The organism is Polaromonas sp. P4_F6 (assembly GCF_056401275.1).
On sequence record NZ_JBFUJQ010000007.1, the window covers coordinates 109,273 to 131,951 of the forward strand.

18 protein-coding genes are annotated in these 22,679 nt (G+C 64.8%); 13 read left to right on the top strand and 5 right to left on the bottom strand.

Annotated features, from left to right (window positions below; genetic code table 11):
• Nucleotides 1–91: 91 nt before the first annotated feature.
• The 3 genes from AC1DUN_RS17125 to AC1DUN_RS17135 all read right to left on the bottom strand — a co-directional run bounded on the left by AC1DUN_RS17125 (nt 92) and on the right by AC1DUN_RS17135 (nt 5,286).
• On the bottom strand, nt 92–2,164 hold the full coding sequence (locus tag AC1DUN_RS17125) for a protein kinase domain-containing protein (RefSeq protein WP_477715003.1): 2,073 nt from the start codon (nt 2,162–2,164) through the stop codon (nt 92–94).
• Between the two features lie 8 nt (nt 2,165–2,172).
• Nucleotides 2,173–4,158 (bottom strand): sensor histidine kinase, encoded by a 1,986-nt coding sequence (locus AC1DUN_RS17130; protein ID WP_477715004.1) that lies wholly within the window; start codon nt 4,156–4,158, stop codon nt 2,173–2,175.
• Between the two features lie 165 nt (nt 4,159–4,323).
• Nucleotides 4,324–5,286, bottom strand: coding sequence for a 23S rRNA (adenine(2030)-N(6))-methyltransferase RlmJ (locus tag AC1DUN_RS17135; protein WP_477715005.1), 963 nt, complete (start codon nt 5,284–5,286; stop codon nt 4,324–4,326).
• Nucleotides 5,287–5,491: 205 nt separating this feature from the next.
• Between AC1DUN_RS17135 and rplM the strand changes: the two genes are divergently transcribed.
• The 6 genes from rplM (at nt 5,492) to mdtD (ending at nt 9,784) form a co-directional block, all read left to right on the top strand.
• Nucleotides 5,492–5,920: a 50S ribosomal protein L13 gene (gene rplM / locus AC1DUN_RS17140; RefSeq protein ID WP_007867557.1), complete on the top strand. Its 429-nt coding sequence runs from the start codon at nt 5,492–5,494 to the stop codon at nt 5,918–5,920.
• A gap of 10 nt (nt 5,921–5,930) precedes the next feature.
• Nucleotides 5,931–6,323, top strand: coding sequence for a 30S ribosomal protein S9 (gene rpsI, locus AC1DUN_RS17145; protein ID WP_007867568.1), 393 nt, complete (start codon nt 5,931–5,933; stop codon nt 6,321–6,323).
• A gap of 220 nt (nt 6,324–6,543) precedes the next feature.
• Nucleotides 6,544–7,251, top strand: a complete 708-nt coding sequence (locus AC1DUN_RS17150) for a DUF6776 family protein (RefSeq protein ID WP_074579768.1) — start codon at nt 6,544–6,546, stop codon at nt 7,249–7,251.
• Nucleotides 7,252–7,306: 55 nt separating this feature from the next.
• Complete coding sequence (locus AC1DUN_RS17155; protein ID WP_074579766.1) at nt 7,307–7,708, top strand: bactofilin family protein; 402 nt, start codon at nt 7,307–7,309, stop codon at nt 7,706–7,708.
• Between the two features lie 170 nt (nt 7,709–7,878).
• Complete coding sequence (gene erpA, locus AC1DUN_RS17160) at nt 7,879–8,244, top strand: iron-sulfur cluster insertion protein ErpA (protein WP_007867577.1); 366 nt, start codon at nt 7,879–7,881, stop codon at nt 8,242–8,244.
• 118 nt (nt 8,245–8,362) lie between these two features.
• On the top strand, nt 8,363–9,784 hold the full coding sequence (mdtD, locus tag AC1DUN_RS17165) for a multidrug transporter subunit MdtD (protein ID WP_477715006.1): 1,422 nt from the start codon (nt 8,363–8,365) through the stop codon (nt 9,782–9,784).
• A gap of 84 nt (nt 9,785–9,868) precedes the next feature.
• Here the strand turns inward: mdtD and AC1DUN_RS17170 are convergent, their stop codons facing one another.
• Nucleotides 9,869–10,831 carry a DMT family transporter gene (locus AC1DUN_RS17170; protein ID WP_477715007.1) on the bottom strand — a complete coding sequence of 321 codons (963 nt, stop codon included), beginning with the start codon at nt 10,829–10,831 and terminating at the stop codon, nt 9,869–9,871.
• Between the two features lie 129 nt (nt 10,832–10,960).
• Between AC1DUN_RS17170 and AC1DUN_RS17175 the strand changes: the two genes are divergently transcribed.
• From AC1DUN_RS17175 to AC1DUN_RS17190, 4 genes are all read left to right on the top strand, one after another.
• Nucleotides 10,961–11,896: a LysR family transcriptional regulator gene (locus AC1DUN_RS17175; protein ID WP_477715008.1), complete on the top strand. Its 936-nt coding sequence runs from the start codon at nt 10,961–10,963 to the stop codon at nt 11,894–11,896.
• Between the two features lie 67 nt (nt 11,897–11,963).
• On the top strand, nt 11,964–14,894 hold the full coding sequence (locus AC1DUN_RS17180; protein WP_477715009.1) for a DUF2339 domain-containing protein: 2,931 nt from the start codon (nt 11,964–11,966) through the stop codon (nt 14,892–14,894).
• The gene (locus AC1DUN_RS17185) at nt 14,891–16,327 is read left to right on the top strand and encodes a DUF3999 domain-containing protein (RefSeq protein WP_477715010.1); all 1,437 of its coding nucleotides are present in this window, start codon (nt 14,891–14,893) and stop codon (nt 16,325–16,327) included. The genes AC1DUN_RS17180 and AC1DUN_RS17185 overlap by 4 nt, the downstream gene beginning before the upstream one ends.
• A 19-nt stretch (nt 16,328–16,346) precedes the next feature.
• Nucleotides 16,347–17,003: an FABP family protein gene (locus AC1DUN_RS17190; RefSeq protein WP_477715011.1), complete on the top strand. Its 657-nt coding sequence runs from the start codon at nt 16,347–16,349 to the stop codon at nt 17,001–17,003.
• On the opposite strand, the gene AC1DUN_RS17195 is transcribed toward AC1DUN_RS17190, so the two are convergent.
• Nucleotides 17,000–17,485 carry an Lrp/AsnC family transcriptional regulator gene (locus tag AC1DUN_RS17195; RefSeq protein ID WP_477715012.1) on the bottom strand — a complete coding sequence of 162 codons (486 nt, stop codon included), beginning with the start codon at nt 17,483–17,485 and terminating at the stop codon, nt 17,000–17,002. The genes AC1DUN_RS17190 and AC1DUN_RS17195 overlap by 4 nt on opposite strands.
• Nucleotides 17,486–17,620: 135 nt before the next feature.
• On the opposite strand from AC1DUN_RS17195, the gene glmS reads away from it, so the two are divergent.
• From glmS to AC1DUN_RS17210, 3 genes are all read left to right on the top strand, one after another.
• On the top strand, nt 17,621–19,471 hold the full coding sequence (glmS, locus tag AC1DUN_RS17200; RefSeq protein WP_477715013.1) for a glutamine--fructose-6-phosphate transaminase (isomerizing): 1,851 nt from the start codon (nt 17,621–17,623) through the stop codon (nt 19,469–19,471).
• A gap of 663 nt (nt 19,472–20,134) precedes the next feature.
• Nucleotides 20,135–21,127, top strand: a complete 993-nt coding sequence (locus tag AC1DUN_RS17205; protein ID WP_477715014.1) for an alpha/beta fold hydrolase — start codon at nt 20,135–20,137, stop codon at nt 21,125–21,127.
• A 120-nt stretch (nt 21,128–21,247) separates the two neighbouring features.
• Nucleotides 21,248–22,669, top strand: a complete 1,422-nt coding sequence (locus AC1DUN_RS17210; RefSeq protein ID WP_477715015.1) for an MFS transporter — start codon at nt 21,248–21,250, stop codon at nt 22,667–22,669.
• Nucleotides 22,670–22,679: the final 10 nt, after the last annotated feature.

Genomic DNA, 22,679 nt, shown 5'->3' on the forward strand with positions numbered 1-22,679 from the left:
CTGCCCCCCGAGGGGGCCGCTGCGCCTGCGGCCCGGCAAAGCCGGTTCCGCGGCCCCTGCTGGTGCAGAGAGAGCCCCTCGGTCTCCGTGTTTACAAGCTGATTTCGGGCGCAGGGGCTACCGCTTCGAGCTCCAACAGGAAGGCCTCTGCCGATTCGTAGCGCTGCTCGGGGTCTTTGGCCATCAGCTTGTTGACGACGCCCTGCAGGTCGGCGTGGGCGGCCGGCAGCGGGGGCGTCTCGGCGTTCAGGTGTTTGGCCAGCAGCAACTCCAGCGACTCGGCGATGTAGGGCCTGCGGTGGGCCAGCATTTCGAACAGCATCACACCCAGGCTGTAGAGGTCGGACTTGGCCGTCACCTTGCGGCCGGTGGCCTGCTCGGGGCTCATGTAATAGGGTGTGCCCACCACGTCGCCGTGGTGGGTTTGCGTCAGGCCCATGTTTTGCGACTGCATGATGGACTTGGCGATGCCGAAATCGGCCAGCGCCACGCTGCCGTCGGCGCGCAGCATGACGTTTTCGGGCTTGATGTCGCGGTGCACGATGCCGTGCGCATGGATGGCCGACAGGGCCTGGGCGACCTCGCGCGCCACCGTCAGCGCCTGCGGCCGCGTCAGGCTGGGGCCGAACAGGCTGCGCAGGTCGCCGCGTTCGAAGTACTCCATCGCGATGTAGGCGTGCTCGTCGGTAAAGCCCTGGTCATAAATCTTGATGACGTGCGGATGGTCTATCTTGCAGAGCAGGGCGTATTCCTGGATGAAGCGCACCAGGTGCTCGGAAGCCTCCTTGCCGCGCGAATCCAGCACCTTGAGCACGATGGGCAGGCCGTCGGATTCGCGCTCGCTCAGGTAGACCTCGGTCATGCCGCCCGCGCCTATCTTGCGCGTGATGCGGTAGCCCTTGAGCCGCACCGGCTCGCTGCCGGCGTCGAAACGCAAATCCTTGAGTGCCGAGAGCTTGGAGTCCAGCGCGCCCTTGACGGCGCGCGCGGTGATGTCGGAATTGGCGCGCACCGCGTCGCTGATTTCGCGCGCGCGCTCGGTCAGGCTGGCCATGCCGTGGATCTTGTCTTCCATGGTGGTGACCAGGCCGGTGACCTCGGCCACGTCGATGGCCAGGTTTTTGCCCGGCACCACCAGCGAGGTGTGGGTGCCGGTCTGTATGCCGGTGCCGGCCAGGGCCAGGGCCTCTTCGCTGGCCATCACCGTCCAGCCCATTTCCTCGGAGGCGCTTTCCAGGCGCGCGGCCAGGGTCACGGTTTCGCCCACGGGCGTGACTTCCTTGTTCTGCTGCGTGCCGAGCTGGCACAGCGTGACGGCGCCGCTGTGGATGCCCACGCCCATGGCAAAGGGCGGCAGGGCGCGCGCGCTGAAGCGTTCGTCGAGCCAGTCGCGGAATTCATGCGTGGCCAGCGCCATGGCCAGGGCGGCGGAAATCGCGCGCCGCGGGGCCGGCAGCGGCGAGCCGGTCATGGTGTCGGAAAACACGGCCATCAGGCCGTCGCCTATGAACTTGATGTGGCGGCCGCTGTTCTTGAGCACGGGCTCGGAGGCACGCTCGAAGTATTCGGTGAGCAGCTGCGAGACTTCGGCGGCGCTGAGCTTTTCGGCGATGGAGGTGAAGTTGCGTATGCTGGCGACCAGCACGGTGGCGCTGGAGAGCTCCTCGGTCTGCGCCGTGGCCGGGATGTCCATGGGGATGGAGTCGGGCTGGTCGCCGCTGATGCGGTGCGAAAAGGCCGCGCGCAAGCGCTGTTCGCCGGCCGCCACCTCGGAATCTATGGCTTCGCGCACACGCGCTTTTTTCTTGAGCTGCGCGTTCACCGCGTCCAGCAGCTCGGCGCGGCTGAAGGGCTTGGACAGGTAGTCGTCGGCGCCGGCCGTCATGCCGCGGCGCATGCTGTCGCGGTCGTCGAGCGCGGTGAGCAGCATGAAGGGGGTGTTGGCCAGTTCACGGTCGGCGCGCACGGTGGCCAGCAGCTCGAAGCCGTTCATGCCGGGCATGCCGACGTCGGAGATGATCAGGTCGGGCCGGCTGGCGCGGGCCAGCGCCAGGCCTTGCAGGCCGTCGGGCGCGGCGGCGGTCTCAAAGCCCTCAAGCTTGAGCAGGCGCACGATGTTGCTGCGGATGGCGTCGTCGTCTTCAACGATCAGGATCAGGGTCATGTCTATCCTCAGGAGATGGGCAGGCTGACCGTGAACCGGGTGCCCGCGCCTGGCGTACTCGCCACCTCGATTTTGCCGTGGTGCAGGTCGACCGCATGTTTCACGATGGCCAGGCCCAGGCCGGAGCCCTGCCGGTTGCCCACGTTGGAGCCCCGGTGGAAGCTCTCGAACAGGCGCGGCAGGTCCGACGCCGGTATGCCTATGCCCTCGTCGCCGACCTGCAGGACCAGCTCGTCACCCTCCTGGCCTTGCCGGCGGTCCAGCGTCAGCACCACCACGCTGCCGGGGGCCGAATATTTGCAGGCATTGGTCAGCAGGTTGGTGCAGATGTGGCGCACCAGCCGCTCGTCGAGCATGACCAGCTGCGAAAACGCATCGTGGCCGACCGGCGCCTCGAATTCGATGGCGTGCTGGCCGGCGTCGCTGGTGTGCACCTCGGTCACCAACTTGCGGCACAGCGCCGCGATGTCCAGCGGCCGCAGGTTGAGCCTGAGCTTGCCGGCATCGGCCTGGCCGACGGTCAGCATGTCCTCGAGCATGCCCTGCATGCGCTTTACCGCGACCACCAGGTCGGCCATGATGTCCTGGCGCTCGCGGTGCGTGATTTTTTCGCCGTAGTGCTCGATGAGTTCGGCCGAGGAAAGAATCGTGGCCAGGGGCGTGCGAAATTCATGCGAGGCCATGGAGACGAAGCGGGTCTTGAGCTCGCCCAGTTCGCGCTCGCGCACCAGCGCGCGCCGGGTTTCCTCGTCGGCCTCCTTGCGGCGCGTGATGTCCACATAGGTCCAGACCGAGCCGTCCTCGGGCCGGCTGCGGTCCAGCGCCGAGCCGTCCAGTTGCACCCAGATCAGCTCGCCGTTCTTGCGGCGCATGCGCGCCTCGGCCGAGAACAGGCCGGTCTGCATGATCTGCGTGTAGGCCAGCGCGCCCAGGCGTTCGAAGTCCTCGTCGCTCGGGTAGTGCACCCGGGTTTCCTGGCCCAGCAGCTCCGCCGGGCTGTAGCCCAGCATGGCGGCCAGCGTGCGGTTGAGCCACTGGTGGCGCCGCTCCTTCAGGAAGGTGACGCCGACGGCGGTGGTTTCCAGGATGGCCTCGCGCTGCACCAGCGCGCTCTTGAGCTCCTCGTCGAGCCGGCGCCGTTCGCTGATGTCGGACATCAGCACCAGCAGGGCCGGCTCGCCGTCCCATTCGATGCGCGTGCCGTAGATGCTGGCCCAGCCGGTGCGCAGCGCGGGCGCCATGGCCTCGCGCGGCGGCGTGATGAAACGGGCCTCGTAGGCGTTGACCATGGTGCCCGACTGCATGAGCTCGCGCCGCTGCTGCACCATCAGGCGGTCGTCCGGATGGATCAGGTGCATGGAGGGCAGGCCTATGAGCACGCCGCCGAACAGCGCCTGCGCGCTTGCGTTGGCGAAGCGGACTATGCCTTTTTGCACCACCAGGATGGTGTCGTTGACGTTTTCCACCACGGCGCGGTAGCGCTCGGCGGCCGAGCGGGTCAGGGCCTCCAGCCTCTTGCGTTCGGTGACGTCCTTCAGGAAAAAGAGATCCGCCGGCGCACCCTCCCAGTCCACCAGCACGCCGTTGATTTCCACCCAGGAGACGGTGCCGTCGTCGCGCTGGAATCGCGCCTCAAAGGCTGGAACGACGTTGCCGGCGGCGCGCAGCTTGTGTTTGCCGGAAACAAAGTCGCGGTCTTGCGGATGGATGAACTCGATCATGGGCCGGTCGGCCATGGTCTCGGCCTGCGTGCCCAGCAGGGCCAGGCAGGGCGGATTGGCAAAGCGCAGCAGGCCGCCCTGGCCGACGCAGATGTTTTCGGTCGCGAGGTCGACCATGGTCTGGTAGCGCGCCAGCGAGGCCGTCAACTCGCGCGTGCGCAGCGCGACCCGGCGCTCGATTTCAGCTTCCAGGGTGTCTTCTTTGGTCGCGCTTCGCCCGCGGCCGGGTGCGGCCGTCGTGGCGGAAGAGCTTGGATGGGCCTGGGCGGGCATGGAAGATCGTGAAGCGCCGGTGGGAAAAGAGATGGGTGGAATGCGGGACAGGGGGTACGGGCAACCTTGCCACAACTCATTGCGGCGGTAAAGACAGGAAAACATGCGCGCCGCGCGGCGCAAACCGGCTAGGCGGCGCGCGCAGTGTGTTGTCCCCGTGATGCCTTAGCCGCCGTGCTCGAGCGTGAAGCCCGCGTTGCGGTCCTGGCCCAGCAGCGCGACCATTTGCGGCAGGGCGGCCTGCAGCCCGGCCTTGAGTGTGTGGGGCGGGTTGATGACAAACATGCCGCTGGCGGGAAGCCCGGGGCGAACGACCTCGCCGCTTGTATCTGTCGTTAATTTGCTCGATTTGACCGTTAAAGTGGCATTCAGCCAGCTGCGGCTGCTTTTGACGGCCAGGGTTTTGAGTTTGCGCGGCAAATCGTGCGCTTCGGGCCGCGGAATGATGGGGTACCAGACCACATAGGTGCCGGTGGCAAAGCGCTTGAGGGCGTCGGCCATGCAGGCCGCCACGCGCCCGTAGTCGCTTTTCATCTCATAGCTGGGGTCGCACAGCACCATGGCGCGGCGGGCCGGCGGCGGCAAAAAGGTTTTCAGGGCTTCAAAGCCGTCTTCGCGGGAAACCGCAACCTGGCGGCCCACGCCCAGCTGTTCGATGTTGCCGGAAAGCGACTTGAAATCGGTGGGGTGCAGCTCGAACAGCTTGAGCTTGTCGCGTCCGCTGAGGAATTGCTGCTCGATAAAGGGCGAACCCGGGTAGATCTTGAGGTGGGCGATGTCGCCGGTTTCGGCGAACTGCGGGTTCAGGCCGCGCAGCAGGTCGATATAGTCCTGCAGCAGCGGTGCCATGGCCTCGGGTGCTACGGTTTTAGGAGCGGCTGGCGCCTTTTTGGCGGGGGCGGGAGCCGCTTTGGGCTCGGACAGCAGGCGGAAAATGCCTTCCTGGGCTTCGCCGCTGGTTTCGGTGTAATCGCCGTCCAGCCGGTACAGGCCCGCGCCCGCATGGGTGTCGATCACGGTCAGCGCCGTGTCTTTCTGGGTCAGGTACTTCATCAACGCGATCAGCGTGGTGTGCTTGAGCACGTCGGCGTGGTTGCCTGCGTGGAAGGCGTGGCGATAGGAAAACATGGCCTATCCTACCTTCTTGCCGGGGGGAAATGCCTTAAAAACGGCCGAATATTGACGCAAGTCCTTGATTTTTCATATAATCGAGGGCTCTGCAGCGCCTAGTGGTTCCGCGGCAGGGCTCGCAAATACTGCCTAAGAGGTTCTCATCAGAAGAACACCGACCGCAGAAAAGAACCCGACAAACCATTTTTTCGAAAGAAAACTCATGAAAACGTTCAGCGCAAAACCCGCTGACGTGACGCACGAGTGGTTTGTGATTGACGCGACCGACAAGGTCCTCGGACGAGTAGCCAGCGAAGTTGCTCTCCGTTTGCGCGGCAAACACAAGGCCATTTACACGCCTCACGTCGATACCGGTGACTTCATCGTCATCATCAACGCAGCCCAGCTGCGCGTCACCGGCGCCAAGTCGACCGACAAGATCTACTATCGCCATTCCGGATATCCAGGCGGCATCACTGCCACCAACTTCCGCGACATGCAAGCCAAGCACCCCGGCCGCGCTTTGGAAAAAGCCGTCAAGGGCATGCTGCCCAAGGGCCCGCTCGGCTACGCCATGATCAAGAAACTCAAGGTGTACGGTGGTGCAGAGCACCCGCATACCGCCCAACAGCCCAAAGTGCTGGACATCTAAGGAGCTATTGATGATTGGTGAATGGAACAATGGCACCGGCCGTCGCAAATCCAGCGTCGCCCGTGTGTTTATCAAAAAAGGCACCGGCAAGATCACGATCAATGACCGTGACATCCAGGTGTTCTTCGGTCGTGAAACCTCGATCATGATCTGCCGCCAGCCCCTGTTTCTGACGAACCACGTCGAGACGTTTGACATCATGGTCAACGTCCACGGCGGCGGCGAGTCCGGCCAGGCCGGCGCGGTGCGCCACGGTATCACCCGTGCGCTGATCGATTACGACGCAACGCTGAAGCCGGCCCTGAGCCAGGCCGGCTTTGTGACGCGCGATGCACGTGAAGTCGAACGTAAAAAAGTCGGTTTCCGTTCTGCCCGCCGCCGCAAGCAGTTCAGCAAGCGCTAATCCGCTTCGCTCCCAAAAAAGCCGCCTGGTTTGCGCCAGGCGGCTTTTTTCATGGCCGATGCGTTTTTTCGGCTGTTTCGGCTGCCTGCTTGCCGTTAAGGGTGTGGACGGGCAAAACACCCGGATGCAAACCCTTACCTCGGTTTGCCGGGTTAATACTCGATGCGGGCCCCGTCTGCGTGCACAATGCACTCCCGAACCGAAAACCGCAGGGCCTTCCTTGAAATTTCGCCTGTTCCGCCGCCGCCTGACCATCAGTTCCCCGCGTATGTCGGTGCGCAGCTCGCTCCCCTGGCCACTGCGCTGGATCGCCGGCGCCCTGATGCTGGGATTTTCGGGCGCCATCGCGCTGTGGGCCTTTGAATTCGGCAAGGGCATCACCGGCACGGACAGCGGCAGCAAGGAGGAACTGGTCCTGCTGCGGCAGGAAGTGGCCAACCTGCGCGCCGACCGCGACAAGGCCCAGTCCATTGCCAACACCTCGGGCAGCCTGCTGACCGCCGAAAAAGCCGCCCAGGAAAAAATGATGAGCCAGATCCGGCAGCTGGAGGCCGACAACCGCGGCTTGCGCGACGATCTCGGCTTTTTCGAAAAACTGCTGCCGGCCGGCAGCGCCGAAGTCGCCACCATTCGCAGCCTGCAGGCCGAAAAACTGTCCGACACCCAGCTCAGGTGGCAGGTGCTGGTCATCCAGGCCGAGAAAGCCGCCCCGAATTTCAACGGGAAACTGGACCTGACCGTCCATGGAACCCAGGCCGGCAAGCCCTGGAGCATGACTTTGCCCGGAGGTCCGCAAACTTTACAGTTCAAACAGTACCGGCGTGTGGAAGGTGTCCTCGACTTGCCACCCCAAGCCGTGGTACAAACTGTTACAGCTAAGGTCATTGAAGGAACAACGGTCAGATCCGCCCAGACCTTTAAGCTTTGAATTTCCCCCCCGCCATCCCGCCCACCGCCACACCGACCCAGCACAGGAATCTTGTATGTTTGGAAAAAAGAAACAGCCGCCCATCAAAAGCCTGATTGCCCAGGGCAGCTGTATTGAAGGCAACCTCAAATTCACCGACGGCCTGCGCATAGACGGCGAGGTCATAGGCGACATACGCGCCGCCGAAGGCGGCTCCAGCATCCTGGTGATCAGCGAATCCGCCACCGTGACCGGCTACATCCACGCCGACCACGTCATCATCAACGGCCGTGTCATGGGGCCCGTCCATGCTTCCGAGCTGCTGGAGCTGCAGCCCAAGGCCAAGATAGAGGGCGACGTTTCCTACAAGGCGCTTGAAATGCACCAGGGCGCCGTCATCTTTGGACAGTTGCGCCCTACCACGCACCCCGAGCTGGAAGAAAAGCCCACGCTCAAGCTGGCGGCCAACAACATCTGAGCCGGCAGGCCCAGTTTTGCGAGTAAGCGCTCACAAGTAGGGCGGTGCGGCCTAACACGCATGGGCGTTATGGTTGATTGAATTGCTGTACTATTTGCCCATCAGCGCCGCCAGAGCCTGAGCCCTGAATCGCGGACGCTGTTCGCCCTGATGATCAATTGGAGTTCCCCATGAGTGCCGTAGCCGAAAATATCCAGACCGACATGCCCGCGCCCTTTGTCTTCACCGACAGCGCCGCGTCCAAGGTGGCCGAGCTGATCGCCGAGGAAGGCAATCCCGACCTGAAGCTGCGTGTGTTTGTGCAGGGCGGCGGCTGCTCCGGCTTCCAGTATGGTTTCACCTTCGATGAAATCACCAACGAAGACGACACCACCATGACCAAGAACGGTGTGTCCCTGCTGATCGACGCCATGAGCTACCAGTACCTGGTGGGCGCCGAGATCGACTACAAGGACGACCTTGAAGGCGCCCAGTTCGTCATCAAGAACCCGAACGCCACCAGCACCTGCGGCTGCGGCTCCAGCTTCTCGGCCTGAGGCGCTTCCCAACGCTCCCGCTTTAAAAGCCGCCCTTGAGGCGGCTTTTTGCTGCCCGGCGATTTCCTTCCTCTGTTCAAGGCGGTGAACCAAGTCCGCTATTTCCCCTCTCTCATCCATGCAAGCAGAAGAAAAATCATTGCGTGTGCTGCTCTGGCTGGTGGCCATAGGCTTCTTCATGCAGACGCTGGACGCCACCATCGTCAACACCACCCTGCCGGCCATGGCCCGCAGCTTTGGCGAAAGCCCCCTGCGCATGCAGTCGGTGGTGGTGGCTTATTCCCTCACCATGGCCATGCTGATTCCCGCTTCGGGCTGGATCGCCGACCGCTTCGGCACGCGGCGTGTGTACGTGGGCGCGATTTCCTTGTTCGTCATCGGCTCCATTGCCTGCGCAATGTCCGCCAACCTGATGCAACTGGTGGCGGCGCGTGTGATGCAGGGCATGGGCGGGGCGCTGCTGCTGCCGGTGGGCCGGCTGGCCGTGCTGCGCGCCTTTCCGCGCGAGCGCTTTTTGCAGGCCATGAGTTTTATCGCGATCCCGGGCCTGGTCGGCCCGCTGATAGGCCCTACCCTGGGCGGCTGGCTGGTCGAGGTGGCCACCTGGCACTGGGTGTTCCTGATCAATATTCCGGTGGGGCTGCTGGGCGGCGTGGCGACAGTGTTCTATATGCAGGACAACCCGCGGCCGCAGGTGCCGCGCTTTGACCTGCCGGGTTACCTGTTCCTGGCCTTCGGCATGGTGGCCGTGTCGCTGGCGGTCGACGGGCTGTCGGGCCTGGGCCTGAAGCAGGCCGGTGTGCTGGTGCTGCTGGTGTTCGGCCTGGCCAGCCTCACCGCCTACTGGCTGCACGCCGCCAGGCGCCCCGACCCGCTGTTTTCGCCCAAGCTGTTTTCCGTCCCCACGCTCAGCATAGGCCTGCTGGGCAATCTGTTCTCGCGCCTGGGCAGCTCGTGCATGCCCTTCCTGGTGCCGCTGCTGCTGCAGGTCAGCCTGGACTATTCGCCGCTGCAGGCCGGCATGATGATGGTGCCCGTCGCCGTGGCCAGCATGCTGGTCAAGCGCGTCACCACGCCGCTGATCACTCGCTACGGCTACCGCCGGGTGCTGGTCACCAACACCGCGCTGGTGGGTTTCACCATGGCAAGTTTCGCGCTCGTCACGCCGGCCCAGCCGCTGTGGCTGCACATCGTGCAGCTGGCCTGCTTTGGCGCGGTCAACTCCATGCAATTCACCGCGATGAACACGGTGACCCTGCGCGACCTCGACAGCGGCATGGCCAGCAGCGGCAACAGCCTGCTGTCCATGGTGCAGATGCTGGCCATGAGCATGGGCGTGGCCGCCGCCGGCGCGGTGCTGGCCGCTTTCACGGGCTTTTTCGGCACCGGCGAAGTGCAGCAAACCCTGCACGCCTTCCAGGCAACTTTTGCCGCGATGGGGCTGATCACGCTGGCCTCGGCGGGAATCTTCTGGCAGCTTTCGCCGGAGGTGAGGGTGGTGAAGAAGGCTGAAGCGTCCGAGGCGTCGGGACAAGGGTAGTTTGGCCGGTTCTTGTTCCCCGGCGGGCGGGGAGGGATGGGAGGCGCGCGCGCCGGGGAGCAAACCAGCCAAATACCCAATCGCTTATTTAACGCGATTCACCAAAAACACCCCAAAAATCGCCAACCCCCCACCGACCAAAAGACTCGTACTCAAAGGCTCACCGAGGATGAGCCAACCCAACAACACCCCAAACACCGGCACAAGGTTGTTGAACACCACCGTGCGTGCCGCACCCAGCTGCCGCAGGCCTTCGTAGTACCAGACAAAAGCCACGGCCGTGCCCAGCACGCCCAGGAAGGCCAGGCCGGCCCAGACTTCGGGGGTGAAGGAGTCGGCATGCACATGGGGCATGTCGCGCAGCGCCAGCAGGCCTAAAAACAGCGTGCCCCATATCGCCGCCCACAGCGTGGCGAGCACGGGCGACAGGCCTTGCAGCAGCTTGCGGCCGACCAGGGTGTAGACGGCCCAGGCGCAGACGGCGCCGAACATCGCGAGCTCGCCCTTGCCCAGCGACTGCATGAGTTGCGACAGGTCGCCGCGCGTCACCACCACCCAGACGCCCAGCAGGGCCAGCGCCACGCCCAGCCAGCGCGTGGCCGACAGCCGGTCGCCCAGCAGCGCGGCGGCGATCAGCAAGGTGACTACCGGGTTCAGGGCAATGATCAGCGAGGTGCGCCCGGCCGGCAGCACCGACAGCGCGGTGAAGAACAGCAGGTTGTAGGCAAAGATGCCGGTCGCGCCCAGCGCCATGGTGCCCAGCAGCTGGCGCCGCGTGATGCGCGTGAGGGCGCGCAGGCCTTCGGTGAAATGCAGCGTGACCAGCAAGGCCAGGGTGGCGAACACAAAGCGGATAAAACCCGCGGTAGCCGGCGGCAGGTGGGCCGAGATCACGCGCCCGGCGATAAAGGTGCCGCCCCACAGGACCGGCACGCAGGTCAGGCGCAGGTACAGGCTCCAGAGCTTGCGGCTGGCGGGTGCGGGCGTGTGTGGAACCGGCGCGGCGGCGGTGGAAGCCAGGGTGGCGGATGGGGAGGCAGTGGTCATGAGAGGAGGGCTTAGGCCTGGAGGGCTTGGGTTGAGGGAAAACCGTCAATCAGGTAGATTTGATGCATGAGATTAATTGTTAAATTACTCACTATCAAATGAGTATTTACTCATGAAGGTTTGTTCACCATGACCCTGGCCCAGCTCGAAGTGCTGATCACCCTGGACGAATGCCGCAGCTTCTCGCGCGCGGCCATGCGCCTGGGCACCACCCAGTCGGCCGTCAGCCATGCGCTGCGCGCGCTGGAGACCGAATTCGGCGTCAAGCTGGCGCTGCGCGATGCCTCCGGCGTGTCCATGACCGACGCCGGCGAGCGCCTGCTGCTGCGCGCCCGCGAGATGACGGCGCTGGCCGCCACCATGGCGCAGGAGCTGGGTGACGCAAAAGAACTCAAGACCGGCACGTTGCGCATAGGCTCATTCGGCCCGACCTCCACCGTCAACCTGCTGCCGCCGCTGCTGGCCGCCTTCAAGCAGGCCCACCCCGGCGCGCAGGTGCGCATCGAGGAGGAGAGCGACGAGGTCATCGACGAGTGGCTGCTGCAAAAACGCGTGGAGCTCGGTTTTGTTGTGGTGCCCGATGAACGCTTCGAGGTGCTGCCGCTGGTGCAGGACGAGTTTGTCGCCATCCTGCCCGCCGGCCATGCGCTGGCCGCGCACCCCGCCGTGCCCGTCAGCGCGCTCAACGGGCTGGACTTTGTGCTGACCGAAGCCGGCTGCGGCCCGGTCATCGTGCCCATCCTGCAGAAAAACATCACCCTGCCCAAGGTGCTTTACCACTTCACCCAGATCATCTCCATCCTGCAGTTTGTGCAGCGGGGTCTGGCGGTCTCGGTCGCCGCGCGCCTGGCGCTGCCCGATGCGCCCCAGGGTGTGGTCTACCGGCCGCTGCTGCCGGCGCAGCCGCGCACCGTGGGCCTGGCCTGCCTGGACGTGGCCAAACTCTCGCCGCTGGCGCGGGCCTTCTGGGAGACCGCGCGCGAGCGGGCACGTGCACAGGCCGGGCCCAAGCCGGCCCCCGCCGGCAAAGCCCGGGCCGTTCGCGATGCGCCGGTCGGCGTCTGAGGCGCGCCGGCCACCGTCGACCCATCAAGTACCATCAGCCCCATCCATAAAAGGGGAGGGCTGGGCCATGATCATCTGGAGCATTGTGTGGGGCGCCATCCTGGGCTGGTTCTGGCCGGGTTATGGCGATGCCGGCGTTTTCCTGGGCGCTTTCCTCGGCTTTTTTGCCGGCCTCTCCTTGCGCTGGGCCGTGCGGGCCGAAGTGCAGGCCGCCTGGAAAAAAGCGCCGCAGCCAGCGGCGCCCGCCGTTCGACAGGCCCCGGCTGCACCCAGGGAGAGTGAAGAAGAAGCCCACGCGCCGACGGCTTCATCGCCGCTGCCGGTTCCCATTCCCCCGCCACCCGCCAGCGCCGCCGACAACGAAGCAGCACAGGCGCCAGACCTGGCACCCAACGGCCTGCCGCGCGCGCAAGCCGCCGCGGCGCCCGCCGCCCCCAGCGCTGCTGCACGGCCTGCCTACAAACCGGCCGAACCCAACGCCGTGGAGCTGGCCCTGCTCGCCGCCAAAAACTGGTTCCTGGGCGGCAACACCATTGTTCGCGTGGGCTTGGTCATCCTGTTCATAGGCCTGTCATTCCTCGCGCGTTATGCCGCGTCGGCCGGGCTGTTCCCGGTGGAGCTGCGCCTGGCGGCCATAGGCGCGGCGGCCATCGCGCTGCTGGCCGTGGGCTTTCGCAAGCGCCACGACAAGCCCGGCTTCGCGCTCGCGCTGCAGGGCGCCGGCGTGGCGGTGATGTACCTCACGGTGTTCGCGGCCTTTCGCCTCTACGGCCTGCTGGAGCCGCTGCCGGCTTTCGCGCTGATGATCATCGTCTGCGGCCTGAGCTGCGCGCTGGCGCTGCTGCAGGATTCGCGCGCGCTCGCGGTGGCGGCCTTTGCCGGCGGCTTTGCCGCGCCGCTGCTGCTGTCGACCGGACAGGGCAGCCATGTGGGGCTCTTCAGCTACTACACGGTGCTCAACCTGGCGATCCTGTTCATCGCCCACAAGCGTTCCTGGCGCGTCCTCAACGTGGTCGGTTTTATCGCCACCTTCGGCGTGGCCACGGCCTGGGGTGTGCTCAAGTACGCACCCGCGCATTACGCCAGCGCGCAGCCTTTTCTCATAGTCTTTGTGCTGATCTACCTGTTCACCGCCATCCTGTATGCGCGCAACACGCCGACCCGGCTGGGCAACGCGGTCGACACCATGCTGGTGTTCGGCACGCCGCTGGCGGGCTTCGGCCTGCAGGCCGGACTGGTGCGCGGCATGGAGCTGGGCACGGCCTTCTCGGCGCTGGGCTTTGCCGCGCTGTACCTGCTGGCGGCCATGCTGCTGGCGCGGCGCGCGCTGGCCGGCTACCGCCTGCTGATTGAATGTTTCATCGCCGTGGGCGTGGGCTTTGCCACGCTGGCCGTGCCGCTGGCGCTCGACGCGCAATGGACCTCGGCTGTCTGGGCACTCGAGGGCGCGGGCGCTTTCTGGGTCGGCATGCGCCAGGCGCGCTGGATGGCGCGCGCCTTCGGCCTGCTGCTGCAGGGCGTCGCGGCCATGGCCTTCCTCGGCGGGCTCGACGGCGCGGCCGGCGGCCTGGGCCACCATGTGTATGCCATTCCTTTCGGCAACCCGGCTTTTATAGGCGCGATGCTGATCGCCTTGCCCGCGCTGCAGCTGGCCTGGTGGCTGCGCAAGCCCTTGCCGCACAGCGAGTCGTCCTGGGCCAAGGGCTATGCGGGTGTGGAATCGCAGCTCAGCGTTCCCGTCTATCTTTATGGCTTTTTCTTCTGGTGCCTGGGCTGGCTGCTTGAAATCGCGCGCCGCGTGCCGGCCCTGGAGGCCGACGCCATGCCTGTGCATGTCTTTAGCGAGCGCACCACCGGCCTGCTCATGATGCTGGCCGTCGTCGCCAGCGCGGCCCTATCCATGCTGCTGGGCCTCAAAAAACAATGGCCGGTCGCGACCTGGCCCGCGCGCATCAGCGTTGCCGTGCTGGCGCTGGGCTACCTGGCGCAGACCGGCGAAGGCTACCGCGTACTGGCCACGCCGGCCTGGGCCGTCTGGCCGGTGGTGCTGGTGCTGCACTACTGGATGCTGCGGCAGACCGACCGCCTGGCGCAGGCCCCCGTGCTGCCCGGCGGCGAAGGCCGCGCATCGCCTTTCGGCTTTCTGCATGCGGCCGGCGCCTGGCTGGTCACCGTGCTGCTGGCCGATTGCCTGTGGTCGGGCATAGGCAAGGCCGAACTCTGGCGCACCTCCTGGGCCGGCGTGGTGCTGCTGGTCAGCGCCATCGCCGTGCTCATGCTGCTGGCCACCTGGGCCGGCAAGGCCAACCGGCAGGCGCAGCGCCAGGGCTTCGCCTGGCCGCTCAATCCGCATGCGCAGGCCTATTACTGGCTGGCGGCCCTGCCGCTGGTGGTGCTGGTCTTCTGGGGCACGCTGCTTGCTGCCGTGCACTCCTCGGGCCATACCGCGCCCCTGCCTTACATCCCGCTGCTCAACCCCACCGACCTGGCCCTGGCGCTCGCGCTGGGCGCGCTGGTGTTCTGGCGCCGTGTGCTGGTGACGGCCGCGCCGCCGCCGGCCGGCGCGGGCTGGGCCATGGGCCGCAACGCGCTGGTGGCGCTGGCCCTGCTGGTGTTCATCGCGGTCAACACCGTCTGGCTGCGCGTCGCCCACCACTTTTTCGGCGTGCGCTGGGATGCCGGCGCGCTGTTCGAAAGTTTTGTGGTGCAGACGGGCTACGCGATTTTGTGGACCTTGCTGGCGCTGACCCTGATGGTGCTGGCGCACCGCCGCGTGCAGCGGCCGCTGTGGCTGGTGGGCGCGGGCCTGCTGGGCCTGGTGGTGCTCAAGCTGCTGCTCATCGATCTGTCCAACGCCGGCGGCGCCGAACGCATCATCGCCTTCATCGTGGTCGGCGTGCTGATGCTGGTGGTCGGCTACTTCGCGCCGCTGCCGCCCAAGGCGCAGGCCGCCGCGCTCCCCGATGCCCAAGACCTGAAAGAAGAGGCCCAGCCATGAAAAGACATCTTCGGTTTTTAACGCTCGCGCTGTCGGCCGGCCTGGCCGCGCCGCTGCCGCTGCTGGCGGCCGATCCGCCGGACGCCGGCAACGCGAAGTCCTATGCCATCCGTATTCCCGTCGCGCCGGCCGACGCCCCGCTGCAGCGCCTGCTGTTGCCGGCCGAGGCGCTGGTGCGGCTGCAAAACGCGGGCTATGCCGACCTGCGCCTCTTCAACGCCGCCGGCCAGCCCGTGCCCATGGCGCTGGCCAGCGTGCCGACGCAGACCTCCACGCAGGAGCACAGCGTGAAGCTGCCCGCCTATCCCATCCTGGGCGCGGAGTCCGCCGCCGCGACGGGGCTGGAAGGCCTGTCGCTGCGCATCGAAGAGCGCCAGGGCAAACGTGTGGTGCAACTGAACACCAATGGCGGCACCACCACTGCCGCGGCCGGGCCGCAAAAAGTGCTGGGCGTGTTGCTCGATGCGCGCAAGCTCAGCGAGCCCGCGGCCGGCATGACGCTGGACGCCGACCTGCCGGTCGGCCAGCCCGTCACGTTTAACGTGCAGGCCAGCAAGGACCTCAAAAGCTGGCGGCCGCTGGCCGGCACCGTGCTCTACCGCGCCGATGCCTCGGCCTCAGCGGCCAGCCTGGGCGACACCCGCCTGGACCTGGCCATGGCCGACCTCAAGGACCACTATTTGCGCGTCAGCTGGGGCACCGCCGCCGTCACCGTGCGCGGCGCCACGCTGCTCACCTCCCAAAGCACCGCCGTGCGCCAGCGCGTCAGCGCGAGCATGGCCGTACCCGCGCTCACCAATGCGCATGAGCTGGCGTTTACGCTGCCCTTTGCCACGCCGGTGGCCGCGCTCAAAATCACGCCGCAGGGCAGCAATGTGCTGGTGCCTATCCGCGTGCTGGGCCGCAACCACCGCGAGCAGCCCTGGGCCTTGCTGGCCACCACGGTGGTCTATCGCCTGGGCGCGGCCGGCAAGGAGCAGGCCAGCGGCCCGGTGGAGATCGGTGGCGCCTCGGTGCGCGAAGTGAAGATAGAAGCCGACGCCAAGACGCCGGGCTTTGCCGCCTCGCCCGAGATCACTTTGCAGTTCGAGCCCGCGCAAGTCGTGTTCCTGGCCAGCGGCCAGGGCCCGTTCACGCTGGCCGCCGGGCTGGCCGGCCCCGCTGGCGCCGCGGGCGCTTTCCTGCCCATGGCCAGCCTGATCCCGAACTACCAGCCCTCGCAGGAAAACACGCTGCCCCTCGCGCGGGCCGATGTGTCCAAGGCCGAGGCCAGCGGCGGCGCAGTACTCGCCGGCCCGCTGGTGGCCGCCGCGCCGCCAGCCGGGGGCTTGCCCACGCGCAGCCTGGTGCTCTGGGGCATCCTGCTGCTGGGCGTGCTGGCCCTGGCCGGCATGGCCTGGGGCCTGCTCAAACAAACCAAAAAGACCGCCTGACCCTGCCCGGACATTCGCCATGAGCAATAACACCTTCCCCAAAGACATCTACACCGAACCCGAGGTCGATCCCGACACCCTGGCCAACCTGGGCCCGCTGCGCGCCATGGCCGGCATCTGGGAAGGTGCACGCGGCGCCGACGTCAAACCCGTGGCCACCGGCACCAAGACACAGGCTTATATAGAACGCTACGAGCTGCACCCGATAGACGCGCAAACCAACGGCCCGCAGGCGCTCTATGGCTTGCGGTATCACACCTTCATCCACAAGCCGGGCTTTACCAAGACCTATCACGACCAGGTCGGCTACTGGCTGTGGGAGCCCGCCACCAGCACCGTGTATCACACGCTCGCGATTCCGCGCGGCCAGGTGGCCATGGCCAGCGGCAAGGTCGCCGCCGATGCCACGCAGTTCGAGCTGGTCTCCGAGCGCGGCAGCCTGACCAACGGCATCGTCTCCAACCCCTTTATCGAACACGCCTTCACCACGCTGGCCTGGCGCATCGCCGTCACGCTCAATGCCGATGGCAGCTGGTCCTACTTCCAGACCACGGTGCTGCAGATAGAGGGCCGCGACCAGCCCTTTGACCACACCGACCGCAACACCCTGGTCAAGGTCGGCGAGCCCGCGCTCAATCCCAAGGCGCTGGCGAAGCAGCAGGGCGGCGGCGCCTAGGGTGCAAGCAAGACGCGGGGCGAAAACTTCGCGCGCCGCGTGCTGAAAAAAGCCTTCACATTGCGCACATTCGCATCGCTGGTAAACAGCCGCTGCGCCAGCGCCAGGTAGCGCGGCATGTCAGCCACGTGCACCACCAGCATGAAGTCCGGCCCCGGCGACACGCGGTAGCACTGCTGCACCGCTTCATCGAGCACCACACGCGCCTCAAAGGCCTCCTGCTGCTCGGCGCCTTGCCGCTCCAGCGTGATCTCCACGAGTGCCGTGAGCCCATGGCCCGTGATCGCGGCCAGCTTGTCGACATTGAGCAGCGCGACATCGCGCTCCACCAGGCCCGCATCGCGCAGGCGCTTGACGCGGCGCAAGCAGGTGGGCGGCGAGATATGGACCTGCTCGGCCAGGGCCTGGTTGCTCAGCGAGGCGTCGGTTTGCAGGCTGTCCAGCAGCTTGAGGTCTGTCTCATCAAGTGCTATTTGTTCCATAATTGAACTTTAAATGGAATAAGATTCAATCGGCAAAGAAATATGAAATTAAATTCCATAAATAGACAAAAATCAATCACATAACAAAATCTCAAGCACGTAGCATCCACACATCGTTCTTCAGGAGACCTCCCCATGTGCGGCATTGTTGCTTCCGTTTCGACCCGAAATATCGTTCCCATCCTGGTGCAGGGTTTGCAGCGCCTCGAATACCGCGGTTATGACTCCTGCGGCGTCGCCGTCTATGCCGACGGCCTCAAGCGCGCGCGCAGCACCTCGCGCGTGGCCGAATTGCAGGAGCAAGTGAGCGCAGACAAACTCGAAGGCGCCACCGGCATCGCCCACACGCGCTGGGCCACCCACGGCGCGCCCGAGGTGCACAACGCCCACCCGCACTTCAGCCACGGCAGCGGCGCCGCGTCGCAAAGCAAACCCGGCAAGGTCGCGCTGGTGCACAACGGCATCATCGAAAACTACGAAGAGCTGCGCACCGGCCTGAAGGCCAAGGGCTATGTCTTCGAAAGCCAGACCGACACCGAGGTCATCGTCCACCTGATGGACAGCCTGTATGACGGCGACCTCTTCGAAGCCCTCAAGGCCACCGTCGCGCAACTGCACGGCGCGTATGCGATTGCCGCCTTCTGCAAGGACGAGCCGCACCGCGTCGTCGGCGCGCGCGCCGGCTCGCCGCTGATCCTGGGCGTGGGCAAGGACAAGAGCGAGAACTTCCTGGCCAGCGACGCCATGGCCCTGGCCGGCGTGACCGACCAGATCGTCTACCTGGAAGAGGGCGACATGGTCGACATTCAGCTCGGCAAGTACTGGATCGTCGGCAAGGACGGCAAGCCCGCGCAGCGCGAGGTCAAGACCGTGCAGGCCCACAGCGGCGCCGCCGAGCTGGGCCCCTACCGCCATTACATGCAAAAAGAAATTTTCGAGCAGCCGCGCGCGATTGCCGACACGCTCGAAGGCGTGGAAGGCATAGTGCCCGAGCTCTTCGGCGACCAGGCCTTCCGCGTGTTCAAGGACATAGACTCCGTCCTCATCCTCGCCTGCGGCACCAGTTATTACAGCGGCTGCGCCGCCAAGTACTGGCTAGAGTCCATCGCCGGCATCCCCACCCAGGTCGAAGTCGCCAGCGAATACCGCTACCGCACGTCGGTGCCCAACCCCAAAACCCTGGTCGTCACCATCACCCAGAGCGGCGAAACCGCCGACACCCTGGCCGCGCTGCGCCATGCGCAAAGCCTGGGCATGACGCAGACCCTGACCATCTGCAACGTCTCCACCTCGGCCATGGTGCGCGAATGCAAACTCGCCTACATCACGCGCGCCGGCGTCGAGATCGGCGTGGCATCGACCAAAGCCTTCACCACCCAGCTCGCCGGCCTCTTTTTGCTCACGCTGGCTCTGGCCCAAAGCAAAGGCAAACTCAGCGAGGAAGAAGAAGCCGGCCACCTCAAAGCCATGCGCCACCTGCCCGCCGCCCTRCAAGCCGTGCTGGCGCTGGAGCCGCAAGTCATCAGCTGGGCCGAAGACTTCGCCAAAATGGAAAACGCGCTCTTCCTCGGCCGCGGCCTGCACTACCCCATCGCCCTCGAAGGCGCGCTCAAGCTCAAAGAGATCAGCTACATCCACGCCGAGGCCTACCCCGCAGGCGAACTCAAGCACGGCCCCCTGGCCCTGGTCACCAGCGCCATGCCCGTGGTGACGGTGGCCCCCAACGACACCCTGCTCGAAAAACTCAAAAGCAATATGCAGGAAGTCCGCGCCCGCGGCGGCGTCCTCTACGTGCTGGCCGACGCCGACAGCCACATCGAAAGCGGCGAAGGCCTGCACGTCATCCGCATGCCCGAACACTACGGCGCGCTCAGCCCGCTGCTGCATGTGGTGCCCCTGCAGTTGCTGGCGTATCACACCGCTGTGGCGCGCGGGACGGATGTTGACAAACCAAGAAACCTGGCCAAATCCGTCACCGTAGAGTGACGGATTTGGGGCGGCGTGGAACGCCGCCCGGCGAAGCCGCCAGGTTTATTGGTTTGGGGGACGCTCACTTCGCGCAGCGAAGTTATGCGGCCACACAAACCGTTTTCAGCGTGAGGGGAGCACTCATATCGCGAAGCGATGTGATGTGATCACCACACGCCCCGCAACTTGGCAAAGTCTGTGACCGTCGAATGACGGTCACAGGTGCGCGCTAGCGCACTGCGGGGTTTGGTGGACGCTCACGTCGCGCAGCGAAGTTACGCGGCCACACAAGCCTCTCCCCTCGCAATCTTGCAAAGAGCGTGACCGTCGAATGACGGTCACGGTGCGCGCAGCGCACTGCGAGGCTTGGTGGACGCTCACTTTGCGCAGCAAAGTTATGCGGCCACACAAACCGTTTTCAGCGTGAGGGGAGCACTCATATCGCGAAGCGATGTGAGCGGCCATACAAGTCGCACCCCCTCGGGCCAGACGAGATACCCCCATGTCGGAGTCCGTGGGCGAGCCCGGCAAACCAAAAACAGTGGCAAAGACCCACCAATAGGCCAAAAGGCAGAGATTTTGCTAGCCCAAGCAGACAGGGAATTCTTGTTCATCCGAAAGATGACCTGCAAGCAGTTGGATTAAAGAATGAGATCTCTTCAACCAATACCTGGACATGCAATGACTGACCCCGCCAAAGCCGATCGTTCCTCCCCAATCCCTTTCACTCGCCGCGGCATGCTGGCCAACGTAGCCATCCTGAGCGGGGCTTCCATCGGTCTGATGGCCACTGCCTGGCCGGCGGTCGCTGCATCTGCTCCGGTCGCCAATGAAGGCCGGGTTCCTGGTTTTGTGGCGCGCAATGCCGACGTCAACGGCACGCGAATTCACTATCGTGTGGGTGGCAGCGGCCCGGCTGTCGTGCTTCTGCACGGCTATGCGGAGACCAGCCACATGTGGAACCCGTTGATGCCGCAACTTGCGAAGACCCATACTGTTATCGTCCCCGACCTTCGCGGCGCCGGCGGATCGGCCAAGCCAGAAGGTGGCTACGACAAGAAGAACATGGCCGTAGATATCCATGAACTTGTGAAATCGCTGGGCATTCACAACGTCGCTGTTGTGGGCCACGACATTGGGCTCATGGTGGCGTACGCTTATGCCGCTCAGTTCCCGGGCGAAACCAGCCGCGTGGTGCTGATGGACGCGTTCTTGCCGGGCATCGGCAACTGGACAAATGTCTGGCTCTTGCGTGATTTGTGGCATTTCCATTTTCACGGACCGACGCCGCTGGCGCTCGTCAAAGGACGTGAACGAATCTACTTCGAACACTTCTGGAACGACTTTGCGGCCAACCCCAAGCGCTCGGTGTCCGAAGCCGACCGCCGCCTTTACGCAAGTGCCTATGCGCAAGAAGGAGGCATGCGCGCAGGCTTTGAGTACTTCAAGAATTTTGAAAAAGATGCCTCCGACTTTGCGGCGCTGGGCAGTGCCAAGCTCACCATGCCCATGCTGGTGCTCTCGGGCGAGAAGGCCGGGGGTACTTTTTTGATCGAGCAAGGCCGGCTCGTTGCGAACGATGTCAAAGGCGTGGTCGTGAAGGGCTCCGGTCATTGGCTGATGGAAGAGGCGCCTGACCAGGTGATTCCTGAGCTGCTGCAGTTCCTGGGTTAGGCACGGATCGTGCATTCGTGCCAACCAGCCATGGCTCTGCGGTAGTCGGCCACGTACTAGATGGTGCACTGAACGGCAGCTTCGGCAAGCTGCGGTTGCTGGTCAGTCAATATGGTGCGTATGCTGCTCATCGCAGGTGCTGCGCAGCTGGAGGTCATGGCCTCAATCAATCGCTACACGTTATCATGCGACACCATTGACCGGTACGAATCGAACTCTCCGATGCCATTGACCTCCGACGCAAGCATCACCTCACCTCCAGAACGCATCTCCCGCCTGCAAGTGATTGCGTTGCTGGTTTGTATAGTTGCCTTTGCATTTGATCTGTTCGAGATATCGATGGGCAGTGTTTTGTCCGCCGTTTTTTCAGCGCCGCCTCATCAGATACCGGCTCCGGACCTTGCCTGGCTTCTTTCGTCTGTCTATATAGGCGCCATCATCGGTGCACCCACCTGCGGCTGGCTGGCTGACCGATATGGCCGGCGGCTTGTGCTGGCAGGCTGCCTGGCGTGGCTGTCTCTGGCGTCGCTTGGCGCCGCATACAGCGCGCAGGCGTTGCCGCTTGGAATTTTTCGCGGTTTGTCCGGTGTCGCGCTGGGGGCGTTCCCCCCATTGATGGTGGCCTATCTGGCAGAAATCATGCCGGCTTCGCGGCGGGGCATGCTGTTGTTTATAGTCTCCGCGCTGGCCTTCCTGGGCCCGCCGCTGGGCATCTTTTTGATTCGTGTGATGGCGCCGCTTCAGCCTCTGGGGATGGAATCATGGCGCTGGGCTTTCGTGGCCGGCTCATTGGGAGCAGCGATCACCGCCGTATTTTTCCTGTGGCTTCCCGAATCGCCCCGATGGCTGCGGGAAGGTCAACAAGGACAGTCGCCGGGCCAGCGTTCGGATGCAAGTGCGTCGCGTTGGGCAGCCTCGCCGACCGCCATCAGGCTGCGCTCCCGCGTGAGCGACGGACCCTCTACCTACCAGGCGACAGATTGGAAAACGCCTCGCAGCCGGCATGGTGTGCGTTTGGCTCTGGTGTATTCGCTCAATTTCCTCAGTCCGTGGTTTAGCGTCGGGTTCATTCTGGTGTCGGGTGCTTTGCTGGTACAAAAAGGCTTCCAGCTCTCCGATACCCTGTTGTACATCGCCGTTTCCACCATGGGTCCGACGATCGGCTCATTGATCGCCTCCGCCGTGGTGGATCATGTGCCGCGGCGACTGGTGTTGGCGGTATGCGCAGCAACCATGCTGGTGGCCGGGGCCATATTCTCCGTGAGCCAGACCCTGTTGCCGCTGGCCGCTGCCAGCCTGCTTTTCAGCATTTGTTTTGCTTTGTACGTTCCAGCCTTGAACTTGTATGTGGCAGATCTGTTTGCCACCCGCGTCAGGGCCTGGGCGATCGCCACCGCGTGGACTTTCAACCGCATAGGTGCCGCGTTGCTGCCATTTGTGCTGCTGCCGGTCCTGAAAAGCGCTGGGCCCGTCGCCATGTTCTCAATCATTGCCGCTGCGCTCGTTGCGACCCTGGCGCTGCTGAAGTTTGACCCGATCTGAGCCAGGCGGG

Excerpts from the sequence above, each read along its gene's own strand:
- AC1DUN_RS17170 (WP_477715007.1), bottom strand. The coding sequence starts at position 10,831 with ATGACCACTGCCTCCCCATCCGCCACCCTGGCTTCCACCGCCGCCGCG.
- AC1DUN_RS17195 (WP_477715012.1), bottom strand. The coding sequence starts at position 17,485 with ATGGAACAAATAGCACTTGATGAGACAGACCTCAAGCTGCTGGACAGC.
- AC1DUN_RS17185 (WP_477715010.1), top strand. The coding sequence starts at position 14,891 with ATGAAAAGACATCTTCGGTTTTTAACGCTCGCGCTGTCGGCCGGCCTG.
- AC1DUN_RS17180 (WP_477715009.1), top strand. The coding sequence starts at position 11,964 with ATGATCATCTGGAGCATTGTGTGGGGCGCCATCCTGGGCTGGTTCTGG.
- AC1DUN_RS17205 (WP_477715014.1), top strand. The coding sequence starts at position 20,135 with ATGACTGACCCCGCCAAAGCCGATCGTTCCTCCCCAATCCCTTTCACT.
- AC1DUN_RS17175 (WP_477715008.1), top strand. The coding sequence starts at position 10,961 with ATGACCCTGGCCCAGCTCGAAGTGCTGATCACCCTGGACGAATGCCGC.
- AC1DUN_RS17155 (WP_074579766.1), top strand. The coding sequence starts at position 7,307 with ATGTTTGGAAAAAAGAAACAGCCGCCCATCAAAAGCCTGATTGCCCAG.
- AC1DUN_RS17135 (WP_477715005.1), bottom strand. The coding sequence starts at position 5,286 with ATGTTTTCCTATCGCCACGCCTTCCACGCAGGCAACCACGCCGACGTG.
- mdtD (WP_477715006.1), top strand. The coding sequence starts at position 8,363 with ATGCAAGCAGAAGAAAAATCATTGCGTGTGCTGCTCTGGCTGGTGGCC.
- rpsI (WP_007867568.1), top strand. The coding sequence starts at position 5,931 with ATGATTGGTGAATGGAACAATGGCACCGGCCGTCGCAAATCCAGCGTC.
- rplM (WP_007867557.1), top strand. The coding sequence starts at position 5,492 with ATGAAAACGTTCAGCGCAAAACCCGCTGACGTGACGCACGAGTGGTTT.
- AC1DUN_RS17130 (WP_477715004.1), bottom strand. The coding sequence starts at position 4,158 with ATGCCCGCCCAGGCCCATCCAAGCTCTTCCGCCACGACGGCCGCACCC.
- AC1DUN_RS17190 (WP_477715011.1), top strand. The coding sequence starts at position 16,347 with ATGAGCAATAACACCTTCCCCAAAGACATCTACACCGAACCCGAGGTC.
- AC1DUN_RS17125 (WP_477715003.1), bottom strand. The coding sequence starts at position 2,164 with ATGACCCTGATCCTGATCGTTGAAGACGACGACGCCATCCGCAGCAAC.
- AC1DUN_RS17210 (WP_477715015.1), top strand. The coding sequence starts at position 21,248 with ATGCTGCTCATCGCAGGTGCTGCGCAGCTGGAGGTCATGGCCTCAATC.
- erpA (WP_007867577.1), top strand. The coding sequence starts at position 7,879 with ATGAGTGCCGTAGCCGAAAATATCCAGACCGACATGCCCGCGCCCTTT.